Consider the following 20,888-nt stretch of genomic DNA (forward strand, 5'->3'; position numbering starts at 1 on the left):
CGGTTACTCCGAGGGCGGGACAAAACCCATGTCGAGCATCATCGACATCATGCGCTTGATCTCGGTGCCCTGATCGACTTCGACGTCGTTGGCGAACTTGAAGATCGTCTCATCCTGACCGGCACCTGGTGCCGTAAAGAGCGACTTCACCATGGTCACCGCACCACGGTGGTGCTGGATCATGAACGTCAGGAACAGCCGATCGAAGTCGGCGCCGCGTGATGCATCGAGTTCGGCAAGCTGGGCTGCCGTGAGCATGCCGGGCATTTCCATCTGGCCATGGGCGTTGGTGCCACCGCCATGTCCGGCGTGCGCGTCATGGGACATGCCCGCCATGCCGCCTTGCATCGTCACCTGACCAAGCGAATCCACCACAGGAATCGGCTGCAGGCGGTCCTTGAGCCACGTCTGCATGATCATGATCTCGTCCGTCTGCGCATTGATGATGCGCGCCGTCAGACGCTGCACGGACGCGGTCGCGCCGTGCGTCGGCGCCCACCGGGAGATCGTGATGGCCTGGGCATGATGGTGAATCATGCCGCTCATGAAGTCGATGTCCGCCTTCGTATACGGATATCGGAGGCTGTCGGCGCGCGCACGCGCGATGGCGCCCGCGTCACCCATCTGAAAGCGCGGGTCATTGGAGACCCCGGCGGGGCGGGCGCTCGCGCAGGCACCCAGCGCGAGTACGGCCGCGCAGATCGCCGCCGACAGGGAGAAACGATTGGCTGAAATCGACATGATCGCTGGTTAGGACAGACGCCGCAGCGCACAACGTTGGAATCATCTACGCTAATGCTTACGCGGTGGGCTGGGCAATCGATGGGGGTCGAGAGCCGACAATCGGGACGAGCTGCCGATTTCCAGCGGGGACAAGGGGCGCTTTGTCGATTGTCTGCCGGAATGCGATAACTGATGGTGCAATCACGGATGGGCCATCGCTTCACCGATGAATTTGGCACCAGCCCGGAGTCCAATCCCTGACAACGCGCGCTGATCGCGCGCTCCCCACCCCCTCGGAGTCCTTCCATGGCCATTCAGTCCATCAATCCGTATCTCATCCTTGGCGGCCGCACCGACGACGCGCTCGCGTTCTATCACGATGCGCTCGGCGCGGAAGTGATTGCCCTCAATCGCTTTGGCGATGTAGACGGCAGCTGCCCTGAAGCCATGCGGGAGCGCGTCATGCACGCCGAGCTACAGCTGGGCGCTGCGCGCATCATGCTCAGCGACGGCCCGGCCGACGCCCCAACGGCCGGAGGCGCCGTCAGCATTGCCGTGCGCTTCGACGATGCCGCCCAGATCCGGCGTGGTTTCGAACGACTGAGCGTTGACGGCACCGTCATCCAGCCGCTGTTCGACTCTCCATGGGGCACCCTGTTCGGGGTGGTCGTGGATCGGTTCGGCGTGTCCTGGATGCTGGACTGCACGAAGACCTGACCCCGGCCTGATCGGTCCTGCTCGCCGGGCGGGGATCTTGGGCTTGCTATCGGCGTCGGAATCAACTTATGTAACCACATGGTTACGCAATCTTCCGACGCCGCGGTCTACCACGCCATCGCGGATCCCACCCGTCGCGCCATCCTCGACGCGATCCGGCACACGGAACGATCGGCCGGCGAGATTGCCGACCTGTTTCCGGTGAGCCGACCCGCCATCTCGCGGCACCTCCGGGTACTGCGGGAAGCCGGGCTCGTCCGGGAACGCCGAGAGGCCCAGTCCCGCCGCTACTCGCTCGATCCCGCCCCGCTCCGCGAAGTCGACCAGTGGATCACCCACTATCGCGTCTTCTGGACGGCCCGCCTCCACGACCTCAAGCGCGTGGCGGAAGCCACGGCCCGATCGGAGACGCCATGACCGCTGCACCCACCGCCGCCTGGCAGCACGAGTACACCTGGCAGCTCGACGCCACGCCCGACGCCATCTTCCGCGCCCTCACCACCGCAGACGCGCTGCGTCATTGGTTCGCCGAGCAGGTGGATGTCGGCAATGCTGTGGGCGAGCCATTCCGTTTCTGGGGCCGACACTCGCTGGACACACCAAACGCATCGAGTGCCACCCAGCGCATCCTCTCATGGAACGCCGGAGAGGAACTCGCGTTCAGCTGGACCCTGCACGGCGTGCTCACCGAGGTGCATCTCACCCTCGGCCCCGGCAAGAAGGACGGTGCCACCACGTTGCGACTACGTCATGCTGTGAGTGCCCCACTCGATGTGCCGCGTCAGCGCGAGCTGATCGACGATCACTGGCGGTTCGTGGTGGGCAATCTCATGGCGCACCTGAGTGGCGAGGCCGATGGCATCGTATTGCCGGATTTCACCGATTCGTCACCCGAGGTGCGCAAGGTGATGGTCATCAACGCACCGCGTGCCACGGTGTTCCGCACGCTCATCGAGCCGGAATTGGTGAATCAGTGGTGTGGATCCACCAACGCGGCAATCGATCCGCGCCAGGGTGGCGCGTACGCGTTTGGCTGGAGTTATGAAATCGACGGACGCACGGTGAGCGGTGGCCCCACGCGCATCATCGAGTACATCGAGAACGAGCGCCTCACACTCGACTGGCCCGATTGGCGTGGCGATGCCTCAGTGAACGGCCAGACCATCTCCTTCGTGCTCACCGATGAAGGGGACGCAGCCACGCGTCTCACCTTCGTGCACACCGGCTTCGATCGCACCGCCGACATCAGCGACTATCCCTTCGGCTGGGTCTGGTTCCTCTCGCAAGTCGACGACGTATCACGCAAGCAGTTGGCCTCGTAACAACCAGCGGCGGCGCTTCAGCCAGCGCCGCCGCGATCCACTTCATCCTGGCGGGCTCGCGCTTCACGCCAGTCGATCGTGGGCGCGACCTCGTCATCGGCCAGGGCCAGTGACGCGGCCGCTCGCTCGATCACGGGCGCGCCGAGTTCCGAGGGGAGACTACGCCCAAAGGCCAATTCGGCGCGCCGACACAGTCGCTCTTCACGGGCCATCGCGTCGTCGTCACCCCTCCCGCCCAGTACATCCGTGCTGAACGCGTGCACGCGCGCGTGAACTCCCTCGTGCAGAATGCTCGACGCCACCGGGGCCGCTGAAATGTCGCGGCGAGCCAGAAAGGTGAGCTCGGTGAGCACAACTCTCTCAGCAGGAAGGAATGCACCACGTGTAGGGAAACGCTCCACACGAATGACTCGCACATCGCGTACCAGATGCCGAAATCGCTGCGGCTGATACTGCGCGATCAACCCCAAGGCCTCGTCGAGTCGAGCCAGTACATCGGCATCAGCGATATCAGGGCGGGAGTTGCGAAGATCCACCGCAATGCCGTGCAGGCGAAGCGAAGGCGGCGCGCCGAACCAGCGTCGAAGCCACGACATCATGGGCGAACTCTTCCGAAGAGACCGAATGCGGTTATTGTGGAAGCCACCGTTGGAAGCCAGTGGCGCAGCCCGTGCGTGATGATTGCCTGTCACCGCGGGCTCATCAATCTACATTCACCGTTCCCCCGACACGGCTTTGGCATTGTCGCTCTCGAGTCTTCGGACCCGCCTGCTGCTGCTGGTGACTGCCGCGTATCTGCCGGCGGTTGGACTGACGCTGTGGACCATCAGTCGCGATCGGGAAGAAGCCTTCGATGCCGTGCGCACGCATCTCACACAGATGCTCACGGCCGCGTCGCACGAGAACGACCAGCAGTTGCTGTCTGGTCGCCGCATCATCGGCACCTGGTCGCAGGTCCCCGAAATCATCAACGGCACGCGTGCCGAATGCGAAGCCGCACTCCTGCGACTCTCGCGGTTCGCGCCGTCTGCCATCTTGCCGACGCGCGTGAACGCACGCGGAGAAGTCGACTGTGGTGGACCGGTACCTCCGGGCGGGACCGATCTCGTTGGCGATGGACCTGTCGCACGCCGCATACTCGCCGTCGACTCGGCTGTGCTGGGCATGTATCTGCCCGCCACGTCGGAACACGAAGTGGCGATGCCGCTCTCCATCGCGCTTCGTGACTCCACCGGCACGTTCGCCGGCGTATTGTCGATCGGCATTCGCATCGGCTGGCTGGCACGGCTCGGTATCAATCCCGAGCTGCCCAAAGGAGCGCAACTCTCGATCGTCGATTCCACGGGATTTGCGTATGCTGGCGTGCCACCACTGCCTGATATCGTGGGGACGCGCATTCCCGGCCTGAATGCACTGATCGTGCAGGACGGTCGCGTCGGGTCACTCGAAAGCGGCGTCATCATCCGCGACAACCCGAACGGTGTCCTGCGACTGCTCGCTTATCAGCAGCTCACCAGCGTGCAAGGCACATACATGCGACTTGCGCTGGCGATGTCGCCTGATGTCGCGTTTGCAGCGCCCACTCAGCGCGCGCGGGTGCGTCTCATCTTTCTGTTCGTGGCCGGTGCTGTGGCACTGGTCATTGCCTGGTTCGGCGCCGAGGCGTTGGTGCTGCGCGACGTGAACGCCATCCTCGCGGCAACGCGTCGCCTTGGTGCAGGTGATCTGTCGGCGCGCACGGGCGTCGCCAGCACCACCGGCGAGATCGGTCAGCTCGCTGAATCGTTCGACACCATGTCATCGCAACTGGAGGTCCGTCAGGATCGCATGCGGCATGCCGAGCGCATGGAGTCGCTTGGGCGATTGGCAGGCGGCGTGGCGCACGACTTCAACAACCTGCTCACCGCCATCGTCGGCAGCGCGGATCTTGCGCTCGATGAACTGCCGGAAGGGCATCCCGCACGGGCCGAACTGGCCACCATCAAGTCGTCCGCCAGTCGTTCGGGTTCGCTCACACGGCAACTGCTCGACTTCTCACGTCGCGCGCCGCTCAGCAACGCGCCGCAGCGACTGGATACCATCGTGCAAGGCGCTGCCGCGCTGCTGGTGCGTGTGATGCCGGCCTCGGTCACGCTCGACGTGCGTACATCAAGTCACAAGCAGGTGCGCGTCGACGCTGGTCGTATCGAGCAGGCCATCATGAATCTCGCGGTCAACTCGCGCGACGCGATGCCCGATGGTGGCCTGCTCACCATCTCCCTCGACGACGCCGATACGCTGCGGCAGGAATCTCCCGACCATCCACCGTCTGGTTCGTGGGTGCGGCTCACGGTCAGTGATACCGGGCATGGCATGACGCCCGATGTGCGTCGACGCATCTTCGAGCCGTTCTTCACCACCAAGGGCGTCGGCCAGGGCACGGGACTTGGTCTCGCCATGGTGTACGGCACGGTGCAATACCACGGTGGTCATCTGCACGTGCGTTCGGCGCCGGGCGATGGCACAACCATCACGATCTGGTTCCCCGAAGCCAGCGGACCATCGGACGAAACTGCGCCACCCGTCATTGCCACCGTGTCGCCAGAAGAACCGGCACACGTGCTGGTGGCGGAAGACCAGCCGGAGGTGCGCAACCTGCTCGAGCGTGTCCTCACGCGTGCCGGATTTCACGTCACCGCGGTGGAGAATGGACAGGAAGCCATAGAAACGAATGCCGCGCTGACACATCCCATCGATGTACTCATCACCGATTACGACATGCCGCATGTGCGAGGGGATGCTGTCGCGCTGGCGCTCCGCGCGATCAATCCCGATCTGCCCATTGTGCTGATTTCGGGGTTCACACGCGACGGATGGCCGTCAGAGTTGTTGTCCTCTGCGGCCACCGTCGTCATGGACAAACCATTCTCGGCGCAGGAACTCCTCAGCGCCGTCTACAGCGCGCGCCGCACCACACCACCGGGCGGCACGTCCATCTCCTGAGGCGGCTGAACAACCCTGGTGCAGCCGCGCCCCGCCGCGACTGCACCAGGCCCTGCATCACTTGGCGCGGATGGCGCGCTGCGTCGACACGTCAGCCGGACGCTGGCCCACCACCATCGTTGCCGCCGTGTTCACCGTGGCGGCCGTGTTGCGCTGACCGTTGCCCAGCTGACCGAGGTCATTGCGGCCCCAGCACCACGTCGTCAGGCGATCCTTCGACACGGCGCAGGTGAAGTTGGACGAACCCGTGCCGATGCCGGACACCTGCACTTCGGCCGCCTTCACACCATTGATTGCAAGCACCGGTGACGTGGCGCTCGTAGCGGCGTTGCCCAGCTGACCGTTGCCGTTGCCACCCCAGCAATAGATCTGCTCGAGGGTCGTCAGACCGCAGGAGTGGTTGTAGCCGGCGGAGATCTGCGAGAAACGATGACCTCCGGCAACCGCGCGAGGCACAGACGTATCGGTGAATCCACCATCGCCCAGCTTGCCGTTGTTGCTGCCCCAGCAGTAGGCCTCGCTGTTCACCGTGAGACCGCAGGCGTACTGGTTGCCGAGCGACAGCGAACGGAAGCTGTGTCCGCCCGTCACGATGATCGGCGACGTGCGGTACGTGTTGCCGTACGTCAGCGCATTGCCATCACCATTCTGTCCAAGGCCGTTCGCACCCCAGCAATAGGCGGCGTTGCTCACCGCAATCGCGCAGCTGAACGAACCACCGGCGTAGATGCTGGTGAACTGCGGGTTCGTGCCGGCCGTACCGGCGGCCACCGGTCCGTTCGGGCTCGACGTGTTGCCGATGCCGAACTGGCCCCAGTCATTGTGACCCCAGCACACGGTCGGGCTCACCGACGTGTTGGCGGTACCGCAGGCGTGGTCGATGCCTGCCGACAGCTGCGTGAACTTGATACCGCCGCCGATTTCCACCGGATTGGCCGAGAAGGCCGCGGTCGTGCCACCACCAAGCGTGCCCCAGCCGTTGTTGCCCCAGCACAGTGCCACGCCATCGGTGCGCAGGCCGCAGGTGAAGCGCGAGAACGACACGAGCTGCGTGTAGCGATGGTTGCCCGGCACGCGCACCGGCGAGGTGCGATGGGCTTCATCGCCCGTCTGCGTGTCACCAAGACGCGCATCATTGCCATTCATGCCCCAGCACCACGCGATACCACCACTGGCCAGGTCGCAGGCATGCGCTGTGCCCAGCGCGAGCGAGCGGTACTTGATGACCACCACACGCGTGACGGTCGCCGACAACGCCGCATGACGCGCCGTGATCGTCACCGTGCCGCGGTCCACACCCGTGATACGACCCGTGCTGTCGATCGTGGCCACCGCCGCATTGGAACTGGTCCACGTGATCGGAAAGCCTGACAGTACACGACCGGCCGAATCGCGCACCGCCCCCTGCAGCTGGCGCACTTCATAGGCTTCGATCGTATCCAGCGGTACATCGATGGTCACCGCAACGGGCTGCACGCGCGGACGCACCACCACGGTGGCCGTGCCGGTCTTGCCTTCGCTCGTCGCCGAAATGACAGACGTGCCGGCCGCGATGCCGCGCACGAGGCCACTGTTGCTGATCGTGGCAACCGTGCCCGTGGCCGACGTCCAGGTGAACGTACGGCCCGTGAGCACGTTGTTCTGCGCATCGCGCGCCGTGGCGGTGAACGTGACCGAATCGCCCACCAGCAGCGTGTCCACCAGCCGCGCCACCGTCACGGTGGCCACTGGAATGACGCGCGGGGTGACGAGAATCGTCGCTTCCACCGTACGGCCTTCGCTGGCCGCCATGATACGCGCCGTGCCCGCCGCCACCGCGGTGACGAGACCATTGGCGCTCACCGTGGCGATGTTCGTGGCTGACGACGTGAAGTTGATCAGGCGGCCCGTGAGCACGTTGTTCTGTGCGTCGCGTACCGCGGCTACGAATGTGGCCGTATCTCCGGCCACCAGCGTGTCGGACGTGGGCGTGATGCTGATGCTGGCCACCGGCACCGGCGTGACCGTGATCTCGGCGGTGGCGTTCTTGCCTTCGCTGGTGGCGGTGATGGTGGCACTGCCAGCCGCCACACCGGTCACGACACCAGTGGCACTCACGGTGGCGATGGTGGCCGCCGACGACGCGTAGGTGATGGTACGACCGGTCAGCGTGTTGTTCTGCGCGTCCCGCGCCACGGCGGTCAGCGTGGTGGTGGCGCCCACCACCACCGAGGCGGTGGTGGGTGTAATGGCAACGCTTGCCACTACTTCCGTGGGATTGCCGGTGGGGTTGTCATCACCACCGCAGGCTGCCATGGCAACCATTGCCATAGCCAAGGCCGAGCGCAGCAGCGCGGGCCGGGGACGAGCCGAAGCACGCATGAAAAATCACTCCGTGGAGGTCAGGGATAATCGCCGTGCGCGACTGCGCGCACCGCCGGGACTGCGAGACGCTTCATGACGCGTCTCGTTCATCAGGCACACGATCCGATATCATCAACATTGATGAATGCGGACGGCCGTACCCGCCGTGGTTTGCGCGCGTCACACGACGCAGCACATGAGATGTCAGTTGGGACAAGCAGCACTTGGACATGCCAAGACGCACAGACCCGCAATCATCAAAGCCGCCACTTCATCGCGATCTTCAACAATGGCGATGCGTGAAGTGACAGCCGGCCGCGCGTGCAGGTAGTGTGCTCACGCGGCCAGACACACCACGCACAACACGGCGCGCTTGTTTCAGCGCGCGATCGCCGCCGCGACTTTCACATAGAGAGATCCGACAATGTCATTCCCACTGTCCCGCCTGATCAACGCCGGCATGGCCGCCGGCGCCCTGCTGCTCGGCGCATGCAGCAGCGATGCACCCTCCGCACCAGAACATCCGGCGCCCATCGAGTCACCGGTGGCGTCCATCACGTTCTCCGCCACAAGCATGGAACTCTCCCTCGGCAGCACGCGACGCATTGTAGCCACGCTGCGCGATGCAGACGGGCGCGTGCTGGCGGATCGGCCACTCGAATGGACATCGGCGGATGCCGCGGTACTGCGTGTGTCGCCTGCCGGACAGCTCACCGCGATTGCACCGGGGAACGTAGCCGTTTCGGCGCGACTGGGGGCATTGGTGGCCACGATGCGGGTGAATGTCAGCAGCGTCGTGGGCGGAACCCGCTATGCCGTGACGACCGTGGATGGACGCGCATTGCCGACCGTCGTCGAAGTGGATCGCATCGAGCTCGGCAACGGACGCGTGGTGGAACTGCTCACGCGCCTCGAATCCGGCTTCGTGCACCTCGAAGACGGCTATGAGGTCGTGCTGCAGTTCGTCGGCATCGAACGCGAGTACATCAATGGACGTGCCGAGTATCGTGAAGTGGGACGCACCGTGGAATACGATCGCGGTCAGGCCACCTGGAATTTTCTCGATGCGACGGCGGTGCTGGAGTCCACGCGCACCGGTAGTCTGCGGCACACCTTCGCGCCCAAAGGCACACACGGCCAGCAGGTCGCCTACCGCCTCAGTGGCTCGGCGTCGACACTGCAATTGGGACTGACGCGGCAGTAGACGACGCACACGCAGCCGTAGGTCCGCACGCTGCGGCGCGTCACACCAGCCCGTTCAGGGCGGTGATGGCGCGCCGTTCGGCGATCGTGTCAGACCACCTGATTGCCGGCAACTTCCCAGTTGATGCGCGCCAGCACCGCATCCACATAGTCGGGCCGGCGGTTCTGGTACTTGAGGTAGTAGGCGTGCTCCCACACATCGATGCCAATGATGGGCAGTTCGCCTTCGAGCAGCGGCGAATCCTGATTGGGCAGCGCGCGCACGGCGAGTCGGCTCGTGGCCGTCTTCACGAGCCACGCCCAGCCACTCCCGAACTGACTCACCGCCGCGGCCTTGAGCGCCGCCTTGCAGGCTTCCACGGTTTCGAAGTCGCGCGTGATCATCTCGGCCAGCCGGCCCGACGGCACCTGTGATGCCGCATCGCCCGGCGAGAGCAACTTCCAGAACAGCGCGTGGTTGGCGTGACCACCACCATTGTTGCGAATGGCCACCTGTACTGCCGCCGGCCAGCGACGTAGTCCCATCAGCAACTCGCCCAACGTCAGGCTGTGCAATGCCGTCTGCGACTGCAGCGCCGTGTTGAGATTGGTGACATAGGTCGCATGATGCCGATCGTGATGAATGCCCATGGTCTGGGCATCCACCGCGGGCTCCACGGCATTGTTGGCGAAGCCGAGCGGCGGAAGCACGAAGGGATACTTCTGCGACAGCACCGCATCCGGCGCCACCCGTACGTTGTGCGTGCCGTCGGCGAACGGCCCCGCCTGCAGTCGATCGATCATGGAAGAAATGTACGAGCAAGCCGCGTGCCGCGGTGTGTGCCCGAAAGTGAAGCGCCGGTGAGTCGCTGACGACGTGCGTCCTAGTACCGCGCCAGGTAGCGCGCCTGTTCCCAGGCCGTGACTTGCTGGTTGTACTCGTTCCATTCTGCTCGCTTGGCGGCGAGGAACTGCTGGGTGATGTGATCGCCCAATGCGTTGCAGATCACCTCATCCTTCTCGAGCTCGTCGCAGGCTTCGTTGAGCGACTGCGGCAAGTCGTCCACCCGCAGGCGACGACGTTCGCGGTGCGACATCTCCCAGATGTTCGTGTTCACCGGCTCACGCCAATCGGCTTCGGTGCGCAGTCCATCGAGACCCGCCGCCAGCATCACGGTCAGGGCGAGATAGGGATTGGCGCTCGGGTCCGGAGTGCGCAGTTCGATGCGGGTGCCAGAACCACGACGCTCCGGCACACGGATCATCGGCGAGCGATTGCGCATGCTCCAGGCCACGTTCACGGGCGCTTCAAACCCGGGAACCAACCGCTTGTAACTGTTGACGATGGGGTTGGTCACCGCACACATGGCGCGCGCATGGCGCAACAGCCCACCGATGTAGTGCAGCGCCGTCAGGCTCAGCGACCATTCGCGCGATGGGTCCCAGAACGCATTCTGTCCGCCCTTGAACAGGCTTTGGTGCGCGTGCATGCCGCTCCCATTCTGTCCAAACACCGGCTTGGGCATGAACGACGCGAACAACCCGAACTGCCGCGCCACCTGCTTCACGACAAAGCGGAACGTTGCGATGTTGTCCGCCGTGCGCAGGGCGTCGGCATACCGGAAATCGATTTCATGCTGACCATGCGCCACCTCATGATGAGCGGCTTCCACCTCGAAGCCCATCAACTCCAGCGCATCCACGATCGCCCGCCGCGCATCCTCGCCCAGATCCATCGGCGCCAGATCGAAATAGCCACCCACATCGTGGGTTGTCGTGCCCGGGCGTCCGTCGTCGGCCGACTTGAAGAGGAAAAACTCCGCCTCCATGCCGGCATTCATCACAAAGCCCTGCTCGGCCGCCGCGGCCAGCTGTCGCTTGAGCGCACCGCGCGGGTCGCCCACGAACGGCGTGCCATCGGGCATCGTGATGTCGCAAATCAGGCGCCCCACTCGCGACGCGGGATCGCCCCACGGGAAGATCTGGAAAGTGCTCAGGTCGGGGGCGAGCAGCATGTCCGACTCTTCCACCCGCACGAAGCCGGCGATGCTCGAGCCGTCGAACATGATGTCACCCTTCATCGCTTTCCTGAATTGCGAGCTCGGGATCTCGACATTCTTGATGACGCCGAGGATGTCCGTGAACTGCAGGCGGAGGAAACGCACCTGGTGCGCTTCCGCGAGCTCGAGAATATCGATCGCGGTGGCGCCGTCGAGATTGGCAGGAAGCAGTGAGCGACTTGGCGTGGCCATGACGTATTGTAGTACCTTAGAGGCCGCATGACTGCTTCCAAGACTCCAGCCAATTCGGGCGGCTTCTGTGCCGCTTGTGGTGCCGCACTTTCCGCCGGCGCCAAGTTCTGCCACCGCTGTGGCACTCCTGCCGGTGAGGGCGCAGGCCCCACCCGGCCGGGCAACGCCGCATCGGGTGGTGCAGCCCCCGGTTCGGCCGCGTCCGTCCTGCCATGGGGCGTGGCCTTCGTGGCCCTGCTCGCCCTCGTCGCCATGTTCGCCGGCCGGAACTTCGGTGCGGCGAAGGGGTCGGGAATCGACGGTTCGTCCAATTCCCTCCCCACGCAGGCCGTCGACGGACCGGCCATGGGTGGTGCGGGCGCCGGTCCGGCCCCCAACATCGGCGATCTCTCGCCGAGTGAACGGGCCAACCGGCTGTACCAGCGCATGATGACGTACGTGCAGGACGGCAAGGTCGACTCGGTGGCGTTCTTCGCCCCGATGGCCATGGCGTCGCACGAAATGCTCGAATCCCCCACCGCAGACGAGCGCTATCACCACGGTCGTATCGCGGAAGTCACTGGCAACGCCGCCGTGACCCGTGCGCAGGCCGACACCATCCTGAAGGCGAGTCCGGACGATCTCCTCGGGCTTCTGCTCGCCGCGCGCGGCGCGCGCATGGACAATGACACCAAGGCAGCTGCCGGTTTCGACAAGCGCCTGCTCGACGCCCTGCAGGTCCAGCTCGCCAGCGAGCGGCCGGACTACCAGATGCATCGCGGCGAGATTGACCGCGCGGTCGAAGAGGCCCGTCGCAAGTAGCACGCTCTGCTCGAGCCTGACGCCGTGATGCGCCCCGACGAGACTGCACCCGCGGCGCATGGCGGCGGCAATGGCAGCAGTGTGCTCGCCCGTGTCGCCGAGGCATTTGCCAGCGCCACGACCCGCCCGTCGCTGTACGTCGCGCTGGAGAGCATTGCCGCCACACATCTGCACGCCGACGGCTTCGCGCTGTACGGCGTCGATGTCGACATGCGGCGCGGCCGCCTCGAGCATCAGTGGGGCGTCGTCGTCACGTCCCCTGGACGCATGGGCAGCAACTTCTGGGACAGCTTCCTCGGCGAGGCGGTACAGCAACTCGAGCCGCACTTCATCGAGGATCTCGAGGCGCACGCGCGTGGGGGGCGAGTGCTCGCCCAGCGCATGCTGGAAAGCGACGTCCACGCCACTGCGTTGCTGCCTCTCGTGCTCGAAGGACGGGTGAAGGGGCTGTTGTCTCTGCGCTATCTCGAGCAGCGCACCTTCGATGAACCCACCCGGTCGCTGCTCACCGGCATCGCCATGCAGTGCGCCCTCGCGCTCCGCAATGCGGATACCCGGGACGAACTCGAGCAGCGTGCCCAACGCCTCACCGCACTCGCCCGCGCCCAGCAGCGCCTGACCCAGCTCTCGCGCGAGGACACACTGCCGGGCGGCATCGCCGAAGCGGTGGAGATGGTGGTGCCGGCCGCCCGCTGCGAGGTGTTCATCCGCCGCCTCGATTCACTCGAGCGCGTGGTCAGCCTCGAACATGGGCAGATGACCAGCGCCGACTTCGCGCCGCTCGCCGATGTCGCTCTCGTCGAAGCCACGGCACGGGCGGGCGTCGCCCGACTGGCCTCGCACCTGCAGGACGGTGTGGAAGTGGTGGTCGGCACCACCGAGCTGTGCGCCCCGGTGCGCGACGGCAACCGCACCGCTGGCGTCATCCGCCTGCTCTCGCCACCCCATCAAGCCTTCGACAGCCACGACTTCGAGCTGATCGCCATCCTCGCCCGCCACGCGGGCACCGCCGTGGAAACCGCGCGCCTGTTCACGCTGCAGGACCTGCAGCGCCAGCGTGCCGAAGGCGCCGCCGAAGTGGCCCGCGTGGCCCTGCACGCACGGCAGCTCGACGAAGGCGCGTCCGAACTGCTGCACGTACTCGACCGCTTCGTTCCATCCATCGGTAAGGCGATCGGCGTCGCACGCGGACGCGATGGCCTGATCGAGTACGTGGCGGCCAGTGGCACCCTCGACGCACTGCGCGGTCATCGACCGGCCAGCCTGATGGGGCTGCTGGAGCTCTCGCCGAATGGCAATGCGGTCGAGTGCACCGACCTCACGCCGCTCGCGCCGGCAAGTCTGCAGGCCGGGCTCGCCGATGAATGGGCGTTCGTACTGCCACTCATCGCGCGCAACCGCACACTGGGTGTGCTCATCGCCAGCGCACACCGCAGCGCGCCGCTTTCCCGGCACCATCGCATTACCCTCGAACGTCTGTCCGCGTCGCTCGCCCTGGCGCTCGACGCGCTGCTGCTCGACGAGGAAGAACGCCTCGCCCGTGACCGCGAACAGCTGCTGGCCACGGCGCTCACGACCATCAACCACCCGATCTTCATTCTCGATCGGGTCGGTGTGCGCTACGCCAATCCTGCAGCGGCCCGCGAATACGGGTGGTCGCAGAACGAGTTGATGGACATGCGGTTCGAGGAGCTTGTGGTGTCGGAGGGCGCCCGGCGCGCGCCAGAGGAAGACGCCACGACGAATGGCGGCGCCGGAGTCATCGAACAACGCCACCGCGCGCCCCACGACGTCCACCGGCGTCGCGATGGCAGCGAGTTCCCGGCCGTCGTGGCGATCAGCCCACTCACCTCGCAGGATGGCGAGCTGCTGGGTCGCGTGCTGAGCGTGCGCAATGTGAGTCAGGAGCGCCAACTCGAGGAGCAGATGCGGCACACCGAAAAAATGGTGGCCGTGGGTGAACTCGTGGCCGGTGTGGCCCACGAGATCAACAACCCGCTCACCGGTATCTCGGCGTTTGCGCAACTGTTGCTCGAAGAACAGCTCACCGACGATCAGCACGAATCGGTGTCGCTCATCAAGAAGGAAACCGACCGCGCCAAGGGCGTCATTCACGACCTGCTGCTCTTCGCACGCAACACCGAACGTGAAGCGGGGCCGGTCGACATCAACGATGCACTCGGTCAGGTCGTACGATTGCGTGCATACCCGCTGCGCAGCGGTGGCATCGACGTGCAACTCGAGTTCGATCCGTCAGCCCCGCGCGTCAGTGGAGATGCACAGAAGCTGCAGCAGGTGCTGCTCAACATCATCGGCAATGCCGAGTACGCCATGCGGGATCGTCCGCGTCGCGTGTTGACGTTGGCCACCAAGGGGCATGGCGAGACGGTCTCCATCTCGGCGACCGATTCGGGGAAGGGGATGCCGGAGGAGGTGCGGCGACGCATCTTCGAACCGTTCTTCACGACCAAGCCCAATGGTGTCGGCACCGGCCTCGGCCTCAGTGTCAGCTACGGCATTGTTCGTGCGCATGGAGGCACAATCACCGTGGAGTCGGAGCCCGACGTCGGGACAACGGTTACCATCGTATTGCCAGCGCTATCGGCTTGAATACTGGTCTTGGTCGTCATGGACATCTCTCCTTCCGTCGATCCCGTACGTGCCATTGAAGCCGCCGGAGCGGCTCAGGTGGACGACTCGTTACGGCGCATCCTCGTCGTCGACGACGAGTCCACCATTCGACTCGCGCTGAGCCGTTTCCTTCGCACGCGCGGCTACGACGTGGAGATGGCCGATTCGGGCACGGCGGCACTGTCCATCCTCTCGGAGCAGCGCTTCTCGCTGATGCTGTGTGACCTGCGCATGCCCGGCGTGAGCGGCCTCGAGGTCGTGCCACAGGCCCTCGCGCACGATCCCGACCTCGGGATCATCATGCTCACGGCCGTCAACGATGCGCAGAGCGCCACCGACGCGCTCTCCAACGGCGCCTTCGACTACCTCACCAAGCCAGTCGAGCTCCCCGACCTGCAGGCTGCGGTCGAACGGGCCTCCATGCGCCGCATGCGGGCCATGGAGCGGCACGCGATCGACCGCCTGATCCGCGAGGAAGTCGCCCTGCGCACCTTCCAGCTGGAGCAGGAAAAGGAGGCGCTCCGGGCGCTCACGGTGAGCATCGCCGAAACGCTGATCAACGCGATGGAGGCCAAGGACCTCTATCTCCGTGGCCATTCGCAGCGGGTGGCCGATCTGGGCGCCGCCATTGCCAACGAACTGGGACTGGCCTCGGGCATCGTGGAGCAGATCCACCTCGCCGGCCGTCTGCACGACGTGGGCAAGATCGGCATTCGCGAGGAGGTCCTCAACAAGCCGGGACGCCTGACCGACGACGAGTTCTCGCATGTGAAGGACCATGTGCAGATCGGGCTCGAGATTCTGAGTCCTCTCCACCACCTCGGCGACGCCCTGCACTACATCCGTGACCATCACGAGCGCTGGAGCGGTGGCGGCTACCCGCACGGCCGATCGGGCACCGACATCACCGTGGGAGGCCGCATCCTGACGGCGGCCGACGCCTTCGACGCCCTGACGTCCAAGCGTGCCTATCGCGATCCCATGTCGGCGCGGGACACGCTGGCCTATCTGAACTCCCAGGTTGGCAGCCTGCTCGAGCCGCGGGTGTGCGAAGCCCTCTGCGCCGTCGTCGAGCGCGGTGAAGTGCCCACCATCCCCCGCGTCGACTGACATCGATAACGAATCGGTGCCGGAACGCGGTTCAAATCGCGCTCCGTCTTGACTCCCGCTGAATCTCTATGTACTAGGAGCTATGGCGCGTGCGCATGCGAGAGCTCGCGCACGTTCCCATGCCAGGCGGAGATCCTGGCATCGTGTGCCGGCGCACTGTCGGTACGCGCGCAGTCAGAACTTTTCCGATGGAGAGGAGGCGGTCATGTCGCAGGGCGACGAGTTGGAGAAGCTCCAGCTGATCGACGACGATATGGATGATCTGGGGGGCTATGGTCGCTCGTCGTACGATGAGGACGACGAGGAGGACGGATACGGCCTCCCCTCCGACCGCGGCGATTCCCTGTGGGACGATGCCGATGACGACGAGGATGACGACGACGACGAGGACAGCGATGGCTTCGACGACGACGGCACCATGGATGATGACGACGAGGAGGACGACCTGTTCGGCGCCCCCATCGTCCGTCGCGGACCTGGCCGCCCGCCCAAGAATCCCGGCGCGCCCAAGCCCGCTCCGAAGCCCAAGGCTCCGAAGCCGGCACCGGTCGTCGAAACACCGGCCCCGGCAACGGAAGTCGCTGAGGTCGAGGACGTCGACGATGAAGCACCCGCTGCGGAACCGGTGAAGGCCGAAAAGCCGGCCAAGACGCCGAAGGCTCCCAAGGCGCCGAAGGCTGCACCGGCCCCCAAGGCCGAAGCGCCGGCGGCTCCGGCCAAGAAGGCGGAGAAAGCCCCGGCCAAGGCGCCTGCGAAGGCTCCGGCCAAGGCTCCCGCCAAAGCCGCGAAGAAGGTGGCGAAGGCTCCCGCCAAGGCTCCGGCGAAGGCGCCCGCCAAGAAGGCCGCCAAGGCCCCGGCCAAGAAGGTGGCCAAGGCGCCGGCGAAGCCCGCGTCCAAGAAGACAGTGAAGAAGGCAGCACCCGCCAAGGCAACTAAGGCCCCGGCCAAAAAGGGCGCCAAGGCGCCGGCCAAGGCTCCGGCGAAGAAGGCCTCGAAGGCCGCCAAGCCGGCTCCAAAGAAGGCGGTGAAGAAGGCCGCACCCAAGAAGGCCGCCAAGCCCGCCAAGAAGGCGGCGAAGGCACCGGCCAAAAAGGGCGCGAAGCGGCGCTGAGCTGCTCGCGGTTTTTGACCGCTACCGAGCACCCGACGCTGCCCAATCCCAGGGCGGCGCTCGGGTGCTCGGCGTTTCACCCCGCGTCGTTTCACCCCATCCCGCATGGGTCAACTACGGGTGCCACGCATGACCGCACAGCCGCTCTCAATCCTGGTCCTCGAAAGCGAGACGTCCGTGCGGGACGCCCTCGTGCGGTCCCTGACCGACGCCGGGCACGTTGTCCGCGGCGCGGCCACGCGCGATCAGGCTCTGTCACTGGCCCGCGATGACGCACCCCAGTTGCTCGTGCTCACGGGGTCTCCGGCCGATCTCGCTGAACGGCCACCCGAGCTGGTGCCCACATCGTTCGGTACCTGCCTGGTTCCCGATTTCTTTGACCTTCGGGAAACAGAGGCGGCGCTCCAGGCGGCGGCAACCGAAGGACGGGCACGTCGCGAACTGCGCTGGCTACGCAGGCATGGCGGTCCCGCCAGCCCCCTCCCACGCCCCACGCTGGCGCCCAACTTCGATGAGCTGGTCACGCTGGCCGCTCAGTCAGATGGCCCGGTGTTGCTGCAGGGCGAGACCGGGACAGGAAAAGGTTACGTGGCGCGGCTGATCCACAATCGTTCACCAAAGAACGATTTGCCTTACCTCGAGATGGACTGCAGTGCGTTCCAATCGGAAAATCTCGATTCAGAGTTGTTCGGCAGCGAACGCATAGAAAATTCAGCCGATTTCACTCAACTGGCAGGACTGCTCGAGGCGGTTGGTCAGGGCACCCTCTTTCTCGATCAGGTCGATCTGATCGCCGCCGAGTCGCAGGAGCGTTTGCTCACGCTACTCGACCATCGGCGGTTCTCCCGACACGGCGGTCGCACGCCACTTTTCTCGGGCGCCCGGCTCATTGTCGCCTCGCACGCGCCGCTGTCGGAGGCGGTGGCTGATCGCCGGTTTCGCGCCGACCTCTACTACCGGCTTCAGACGCTGACGCTCACCCTCCCGCCGCTCCGAGCCAGGCCCGACGAAATCCTTCCCCTCGCCAACACCTTCCTGACGGCCGGGGCGGCCCTTTCGCCCGCCGCACAGGATGCGCTCACCGCCCACCGCTGGCCCGGCAATGTGCGCGAGCTGCGCGATGTCCTCTGGCGCGCCCAGGTGCTCGCCGGCCAGGACATCATTGACGTCGTCCACCTTGCGCTGCCTGGCACGGCCGCGGTGGCGCGCGCGACCGCCGGGTCCGCGGGCGCCCGGCCGCTCGACGCAGTGGAGCGCGAAGCCATCCGCGCCGCATTGGCCGCCCATCGCGGAAACCGCACCCGCGCCGCTCAGGCCCTCGGCATCGCGCGCTCCACCCTGCTCGAAAAGATCAAGCGATACCGCCTGCCCTGAACACCGCAAAGGCAGGCGGGCACGGCGGCCCCGATCCGCGTATATTGCGCGTCCCATGGCCGAGTCTCCTGTTCAACTTCTGCGCGCCCACGCGCGCCACGCTCCGTGGAATGCGCGCGGTCTCGCTGCGCACGCGGCCGCTCTTGTCGACTCGGCGGGCGTAAAGCCCACCAATGCCTCGGCGCGTGCGGTGCCCAGTGCGCGCGCGGTGCGTTTCTACGTGGCCAACGGACTGCTCGATCGCCCTGAGGGCGCCGGCACCGCCGCCACGTACGGCTATCGGCACCTGCTCCAACTGCTTGCCATCAAGATTCGGCAGCGCGAGGGACAGACGCTCGACTCGATCAAGGCCGAGATGCGCGAAACCACGGGTGATGCGCTCGAACGGCGTGTCGCGGCGTCGCTGGCTCCGGCTCTGTCCCTGCAGATGGACGCCAGTGCGTCTCGTGCAGGCAATCCCGTTGCGAGTTGGCGACGGGTTATCGTTGCAGAAGGCGTGGAGCTGCACGTGCGCGAGGATTCGCCGGCGGCCGATGACGACACGCTGGTGAGTTTGCGGGATTCGCTGCGCCGATCACTCGGTCAGTAACCCCGACCCACTGCTCGACAATCCTCGGACGATCCCTGTGATCGTCCGTCGTCGTTTCGTCAGCTTCGTAGGTGCGTAGCATTCACTCGACGTCCGTTGCGTCGTTGTACTCACGCGCAGATCACTGCTGCCTCACTCGTCATACATGTTTCGCGTCCTCGTCACCGACGAAGTCGATCAGGAAGGCGTCGTTCTCCTCACCGCGGAACCCGCGTTGCAGGTGGACGAACTCCCCACGCTCCCCAAGGATGATCTGCTGCGCCGCATCGGCGAGTACGACGCCATCGTGGGTCGCAGCGCGACGCGCATCTCGGCCGAACTGCTGAAAGCCGGCAGCAAGCTCAAGGTCGTGGGCCGCGCGGGCGTGGGCGTGGACAACATCGAACTCGATGTGGCCACGTCCCTCGGCATCGCCATCATCAACGCGCCGGCGGGCAACACGGTCGCCGTGGCGGAGCTGTTCTTCGGCACCGTGATCGGACTGCTGCGCCAGCTGCCCACCGCGTCTGCCGCCATGGGCGATGGGCGCTGGGATCGCGCGAAGTTCATGGGGCGGGAACTCAAGGGCAAGACGCTCGGCATCGTCGGCCTTGGCCGCATCGGCAGTGAAGTGGCCACGCGCGCTCATGCCTTCGGCATGACGGTGGTGGCGTACGACCCGTACATCGCCGATGAGCGCTTCGCCGCGCTGCGTGTGCGACGCGCACCTTCGCTGGATGCGCTGCTGACCGAGACGAACATCCTCACGTTGCACGTGCCGCTTACCGACGAGACACGTGGCATGATCGGCAAGCGCGAACTCGCCCGCATGCCGGCGCGCTCGGTCGTGGTGAATCTCGCCCGTGGTGGTGTGATCGAAGAAGCGGCGCTGCTTGCCGCGCTCGAAACCGACCAGCTGCGTGGCGCCGTGCTCGATGTGTTCACGGTGGAACCGCTCTCGCCCGACAGTCCGCTGCGCAACGTGCCCAACCTGGTACTCACGCCGCACCTTGGCGCGAATACCGTGGAAGCGCAGCGCAACGTCTCGCGCGACGTGTGTGTTGCCGTGCGTGATGCACTATTGCACAACGATCTCTCGCGTTCCATCAATGTGTCGGGCGCGACGGGCGAATGGAGTGAGCTGCAGAGCGCAATGCTGCTCACCCGTCGTGCCGCGGCCGTGGCACGCGCGGTGCTGGCCGACCAGGGCATGCGCGCCGTGCGGCGTGTGGCGCTGCGCGTCAGCCCCGATCTCGCGCATGGCACGGGTGCCATGCTGGCGGCCGCCGCCGCTGGTGTGCTGGAAGGGGTGATCGAAACCGATCGTCTCAACCTCATCAACGCCCGCTCGTTGGCGGAAGCACGCGGCCTCGAACTGTCAGTCGCAGAGACCACAGAGCTCGGATCGGGACGTGCCCTCGAAGTGTCGCTGTCGGGTGGCATGCAGCAGCTCGCGGTCGCCGGTGTGGCTCCAGAGGGCGGCACACCGCGCCTCACGCGCATCGGCTCGTTCCATGTGGACGTGAACCCACGGCAGACACTGCTGGTACTCACCAACCACGACGTGCCCGGTGTCATCGGCCGCGTGGGGACGCTGTTGGGTGAGCGTGGCGTGAACATCGCCGAGTATCACCAGGCGCGTCTCGCGCAGGGTGGTGACGCGCTCGCCGCCGTGTCGGTGGACGGCACGGTGAGCGAAGAGACGCGCAAGGCGCTGCTCGAACTGTCCGATGTGCGATCGGCCAGCATCGTGCACTTCCGCGACGAATAGT

The 20,888-nt window shown here is 65.6% G+C and carries 17 protein-coding genes; 12 read left to right on the top strand and 5 right to left on the bottom strand.

The window, feature by feature from the left end:
• Positions 1-3 precede the first annotated feature (3 nt).
• Positions 4-741 (bottom strand): DUF305 domain-containing protein, encoded by a 738-nt coding sequence (locus tag VGE27_RS01580; RefSeq protein ID WP_331047874.1) that lies wholly within the window; start codon positions 739-741, stop codon positions 4-6.
• A 288-nt stretch (positions 742-1,029) separates the two neighbouring features.
• Between VGE27_RS01580 and VGE27_RS01585 the strand changes: the two genes are divergently transcribed.
• The 3 genes from VGE27_RS01585 (at position 1,030) to VGE27_RS01595 (ending at position 2,762) form a co-directional block, all read left to right on the top strand.
• Positions 1,030-1,440 (top strand): VOC family protein, encoded by a 411-nt coding sequence (locus VGE27_RS01585; RefSeq protein WP_331047875.1) that lies wholly within the window; start codon positions 1,030-1,032, stop codon positions 1,438-1,440.
• 78 nt (positions 1,441-1,518) lie between these two features.
• Positions 1,519-1,857 carry a metalloregulator ArsR/SmtB family transcription factor gene (locus tag VGE27_RS01590; RefSeq protein WP_331047876.1) on the top strand — a complete coding sequence of 113 codons (339 nt, stop codon included), beginning with the start codon at positions 1,519-1,521 and terminating at the stop codon, positions 1,855-1,857.
• On the top strand, positions 1,854-2,762 hold the full coding sequence (locus tag VGE27_RS01595; RefSeq protein WP_331047877.1) for an SRPBCC family protein: 909 nt from the start codon (positions 1,854-1,856) through the stop codon (positions 2,760-2,762). The genes VGE27_RS01590 and VGE27_RS01595 overlap by 4 nt, the downstream gene beginning before the upstream one ends.
• Before the next feature lie 17 nt (positions 2,763-2,779).
• Here VGE27_RS01595 and VGE27_RS01600 read toward each other — a convergent pair whose 3' ends face one another.
• Positions 2,780-3,361 (bottom strand): hypothetical protein, encoded by a 582-nt coding sequence (locus VGE27_RS01600; protein WP_331047878.1) that lies wholly within the window; start codon positions 3,359-3,361, stop codon positions 2,780-2,782.
• Between the two features lie 181 nt (positions 3,362-3,542).
• Between VGE27_RS01600 and VGE27_RS01605 the strand changes: the two genes are divergently transcribed.
• Positions 3,543-5,744 carry a hybrid sensor histidine kinase/response regulator gene (locus VGE27_RS01605; RefSeq protein WP_331047879.1) on the top strand — a complete coding sequence of 734 codons (2,202 nt, stop codon included), beginning with the start codon at positions 3,543-3,545 and terminating at the stop codon, positions 5,742-5,744.
• 57 nt (positions 5,745-5,801) lie between these two features.
• Here VGE27_RS01605 and VGE27_RS01610 read toward each other — a convergent pair whose 3' ends face one another.
• Positions 5,802-8,105 (bottom strand): Ig-like domain-containing protein, encoded by a 2,304-nt coding sequence (locus tag VGE27_RS01610; RefSeq protein ID WP_331047880.1) that lies wholly within the window; start codon positions 8,103-8,105, stop codon positions 5,802-5,804.
• A 406-nt stretch (positions 8,106-8,511) separates the two neighbouring features.
• Between VGE27_RS01610 and VGE27_RS01615 the strand changes: the two genes are divergently transcribed.
• A complete protein-coding gene (locus tag VGE27_RS01615; protein ID WP_331047881.1) occupies positions 8,512-9,291 on the top strand; it encodes an Ig-like domain-containing protein in 780 nt (259 codons plus the stop codon).
• An 89-nt stretch (positions 9,292-9,380) separates the two neighbouring features.
• Here the strand turns inward: VGE27_RS01615 and VGE27_RS01620 are convergent, their stop codons facing one another.
• On the bottom strand, positions 9,381-10,004 hold the full coding sequence (locus tag VGE27_RS01620) for a superoxide dismutase (RefSeq protein WP_345787962.1): 624 nt from the start codon (positions 10,002-10,004) through the stop codon (positions 9,381-9,383).
• A gap of 149 nt (positions 10,005-10,153) precedes the next feature.
• Positions 10,154-11,521, bottom strand: coding sequence for a type I glutamate--ammonia ligase (gene glnA / locus VGE27_RS01625; RefSeq protein ID WP_331047883.1), 1,368 nt, complete (start codon positions 11,519-11,521; stop codon positions 10,154-10,156).
• A gap of 27 nt (positions 11,522-11,548) precedes the next feature.
• Here glnA and VGE27_RS01630 point away from each other — a divergent pair, with 27 nt between their 5' ends.
• The 7 genes from VGE27_RS01630 (at position 11,549) to serA (ending at position 20,887) form a co-directional block, all read left to right on the top strand.
• Positions 11,549-12,322 carry a zinc ribbon domain-containing protein gene (locus VGE27_RS01630; RefSeq protein WP_331047884.1) on the top strand — a complete coding sequence of 258 codons (774 nt, stop codon included), beginning with the start codon at positions 11,549-11,551 and terminating at the stop codon, positions 12,320-12,322.
• Positions 12,323-12,349: 27 nt separating this feature from the next.
• Positions 12,350-14,932 (top strand): ATP-binding protein, encoded by a 2,583-nt coding sequence (locus VGE27_RS01635; protein WP_331047915.1) that lies wholly within the window; start codon positions 12,350-12,352, stop codon positions 14,930-14,932.
• A gap of 18 nt (positions 14,933-14,950) precedes the next feature.
• On the top strand, positions 14,951-16,063 hold the full coding sequence (locus tag VGE27_RS01640) for an HD-GYP domain-containing protein (protein WP_331047885.1): 1,113 nt from the start codon (positions 14,951-14,953) through the stop codon (positions 16,061-16,063).
• A gap of 205 nt (positions 16,064-16,268) precedes the next feature.
• The gene (locus VGE27_RS01645) at positions 16,269-17,174 is read left to right on the top strand and encodes a hypothetical protein (RefSeq protein WP_331047886.1); all 906 of its coding nucleotides are present in this window, start codon (positions 16,269-16,271) and stop codon (positions 17,172-17,174) included.
• Positions 17,175-17,303: 129 nt separating this feature from the next.
• Entirely contained in the window at positions 17,304-18,548 is a 1,245-nt protein-coding gene (locus VGE27_RS01650; protein WP_331047887.1) for a sigma-54-dependent transcriptional regulator, read from the top strand.
• A 55-nt stretch (positions 18,549-18,603) separates the two neighbouring features.
• On the top strand, positions 18,604-19,137 hold the full coding sequence (locus tag VGE27_RS01655) for a MerR family transcriptional regulator (protein WP_331047888.1): 534 nt from the start codon (positions 18,604-18,606) through the stop codon (positions 19,135-19,137).
• Positions 19,138-19,282: 145 nt separating this feature from the next.
• Positions 19,283-20,887 (top strand): phosphoglycerate dehydrogenase, encoded by a 1,605-nt coding sequence (gene serA / locus VGE27_RS01660; protein ID WP_331047889.1) that lies wholly within the window; start codon positions 19,283-19,285, stop codon positions 20,885-20,887.
• Position 20,888 lies beyond the last annotated feature (1 nt).

Origin of the sequence: Gemmatimonas sp., from assembly GCF_036405635.1 — a bacterium.
Classification (GTDB): domain Bacteria; phylum Gemmatimonadota; class Gemmatimonadetes; order Gemmatimonadales; family Gemmatimonadaceae; genus Gemmatimonas.

What these genes read in the sequence shown, in the direction of transcription:
- VGE27_RS01580 (WP_331047874.1), bottom strand. Translation starts at nt 741, where the DNA reads ATGTCGATTTCAGCCAATCGTTTCTCCCTGTCGGCGGCGATCTGCGCG.
- VGE27_RS01585 (WP_331047875.1), top strand. Translation starts at nt 1,030, where the DNA reads ATGGCCATTCAGTCCATCAATCCGTATCTCATCCTTGGCGGCCGCACC.
- VGE27_RS01590 (WP_331047876.1), top strand. Translation starts at nt 1,519, where the DNA reads ATGGTTACGCAATCTTCCGACGCCGCGGTCTACCACGCCATCGCGGAT.
- VGE27_RS01595 (WP_331047877.1), top strand. Translation starts at nt 1,854, where the DNA reads ATGACCGCTGCACCCACCGCCGCCTGGCAGCACGAGTACACCTGGCAG.
- VGE27_RS01600 (WP_331047878.1), bottom strand. Translation starts at nt 3,361, where the DNA reads ATGATGTCGTGGCTTCGACGCTGGTTCGGCGCGCCGCCTTCGCTTCGC.
- VGE27_RS01610 (WP_331047880.1), bottom strand. Translation starts at nt 8,105, where the DNA reads ATGCGTGCTTCGGCTCGTCCCCGGCCCGCGCTGCTGCGCTCGGCCTTG.
- VGE27_RS01615 (WP_331047881.1), top strand. Translation starts at nt 8,512, where the DNA reads ATGTCATTCCCACTGTCCCGCCTGATCAACGCCGGCATGGCCGCCGGC.
- glnA (WP_331047883.1), bottom strand. Translation starts at nt 11,521, where the DNA reads ATGGCCACGCCAAGTCGCTCACTGCTTCCTGCCAATCTCGACGGCGCC.
- VGE27_RS01630 (WP_331047884.1), top strand. Translation starts at nt 11,549, where the DNA reads ATGACTGCTTCCAAGACTCCAGCCAATTCGGGCGGCTTCTGTGCCGCT.
- VGE27_RS01635 (WP_331047915.1), top strand. Translation starts at nt 12,350, where the DNA reads ATGCGCCCCGACGAGACTGCACCCGCGGCGCATGGCGGCGGCAATGGC.
- VGE27_RS01640 (WP_331047885.1), top strand. Translation starts at nt 14,951, where the DNA reads ATGGACATCTCTCCTTCCGTCGATCCCGTACGTGCCATTGAAGCCGCC.
- VGE27_RS01645 (WP_331047886.1), top strand. Translation starts at nt 16,269, where the DNA reads ATGTCGCAGGGCGACGAGTTGGAGAAGCTCCAGCTGATCGACGACGAT.
- VGE27_RS01650 (WP_331047887.1), top strand. Translation starts at nt 17,304, where the DNA reads ATGACCGCACAGCCGCTCTCAATCCTGGTCCTCGAAAGCGAGACGTCC.
- VGE27_RS01655 (WP_331047888.1), top strand. Translation starts at nt 18,604, where the DNA reads ATGGCCGAGTCTCCTGTTCAACTTCTGCGCGCCCACGCGCGCCACGCT.
- serA (WP_331047889.1), top strand. Translation starts at nt 19,283, where the DNA reads ATGTTTCGCGTCCTCGTCACCGACGAAGTCGATCAGGAAGGCGTCGTT.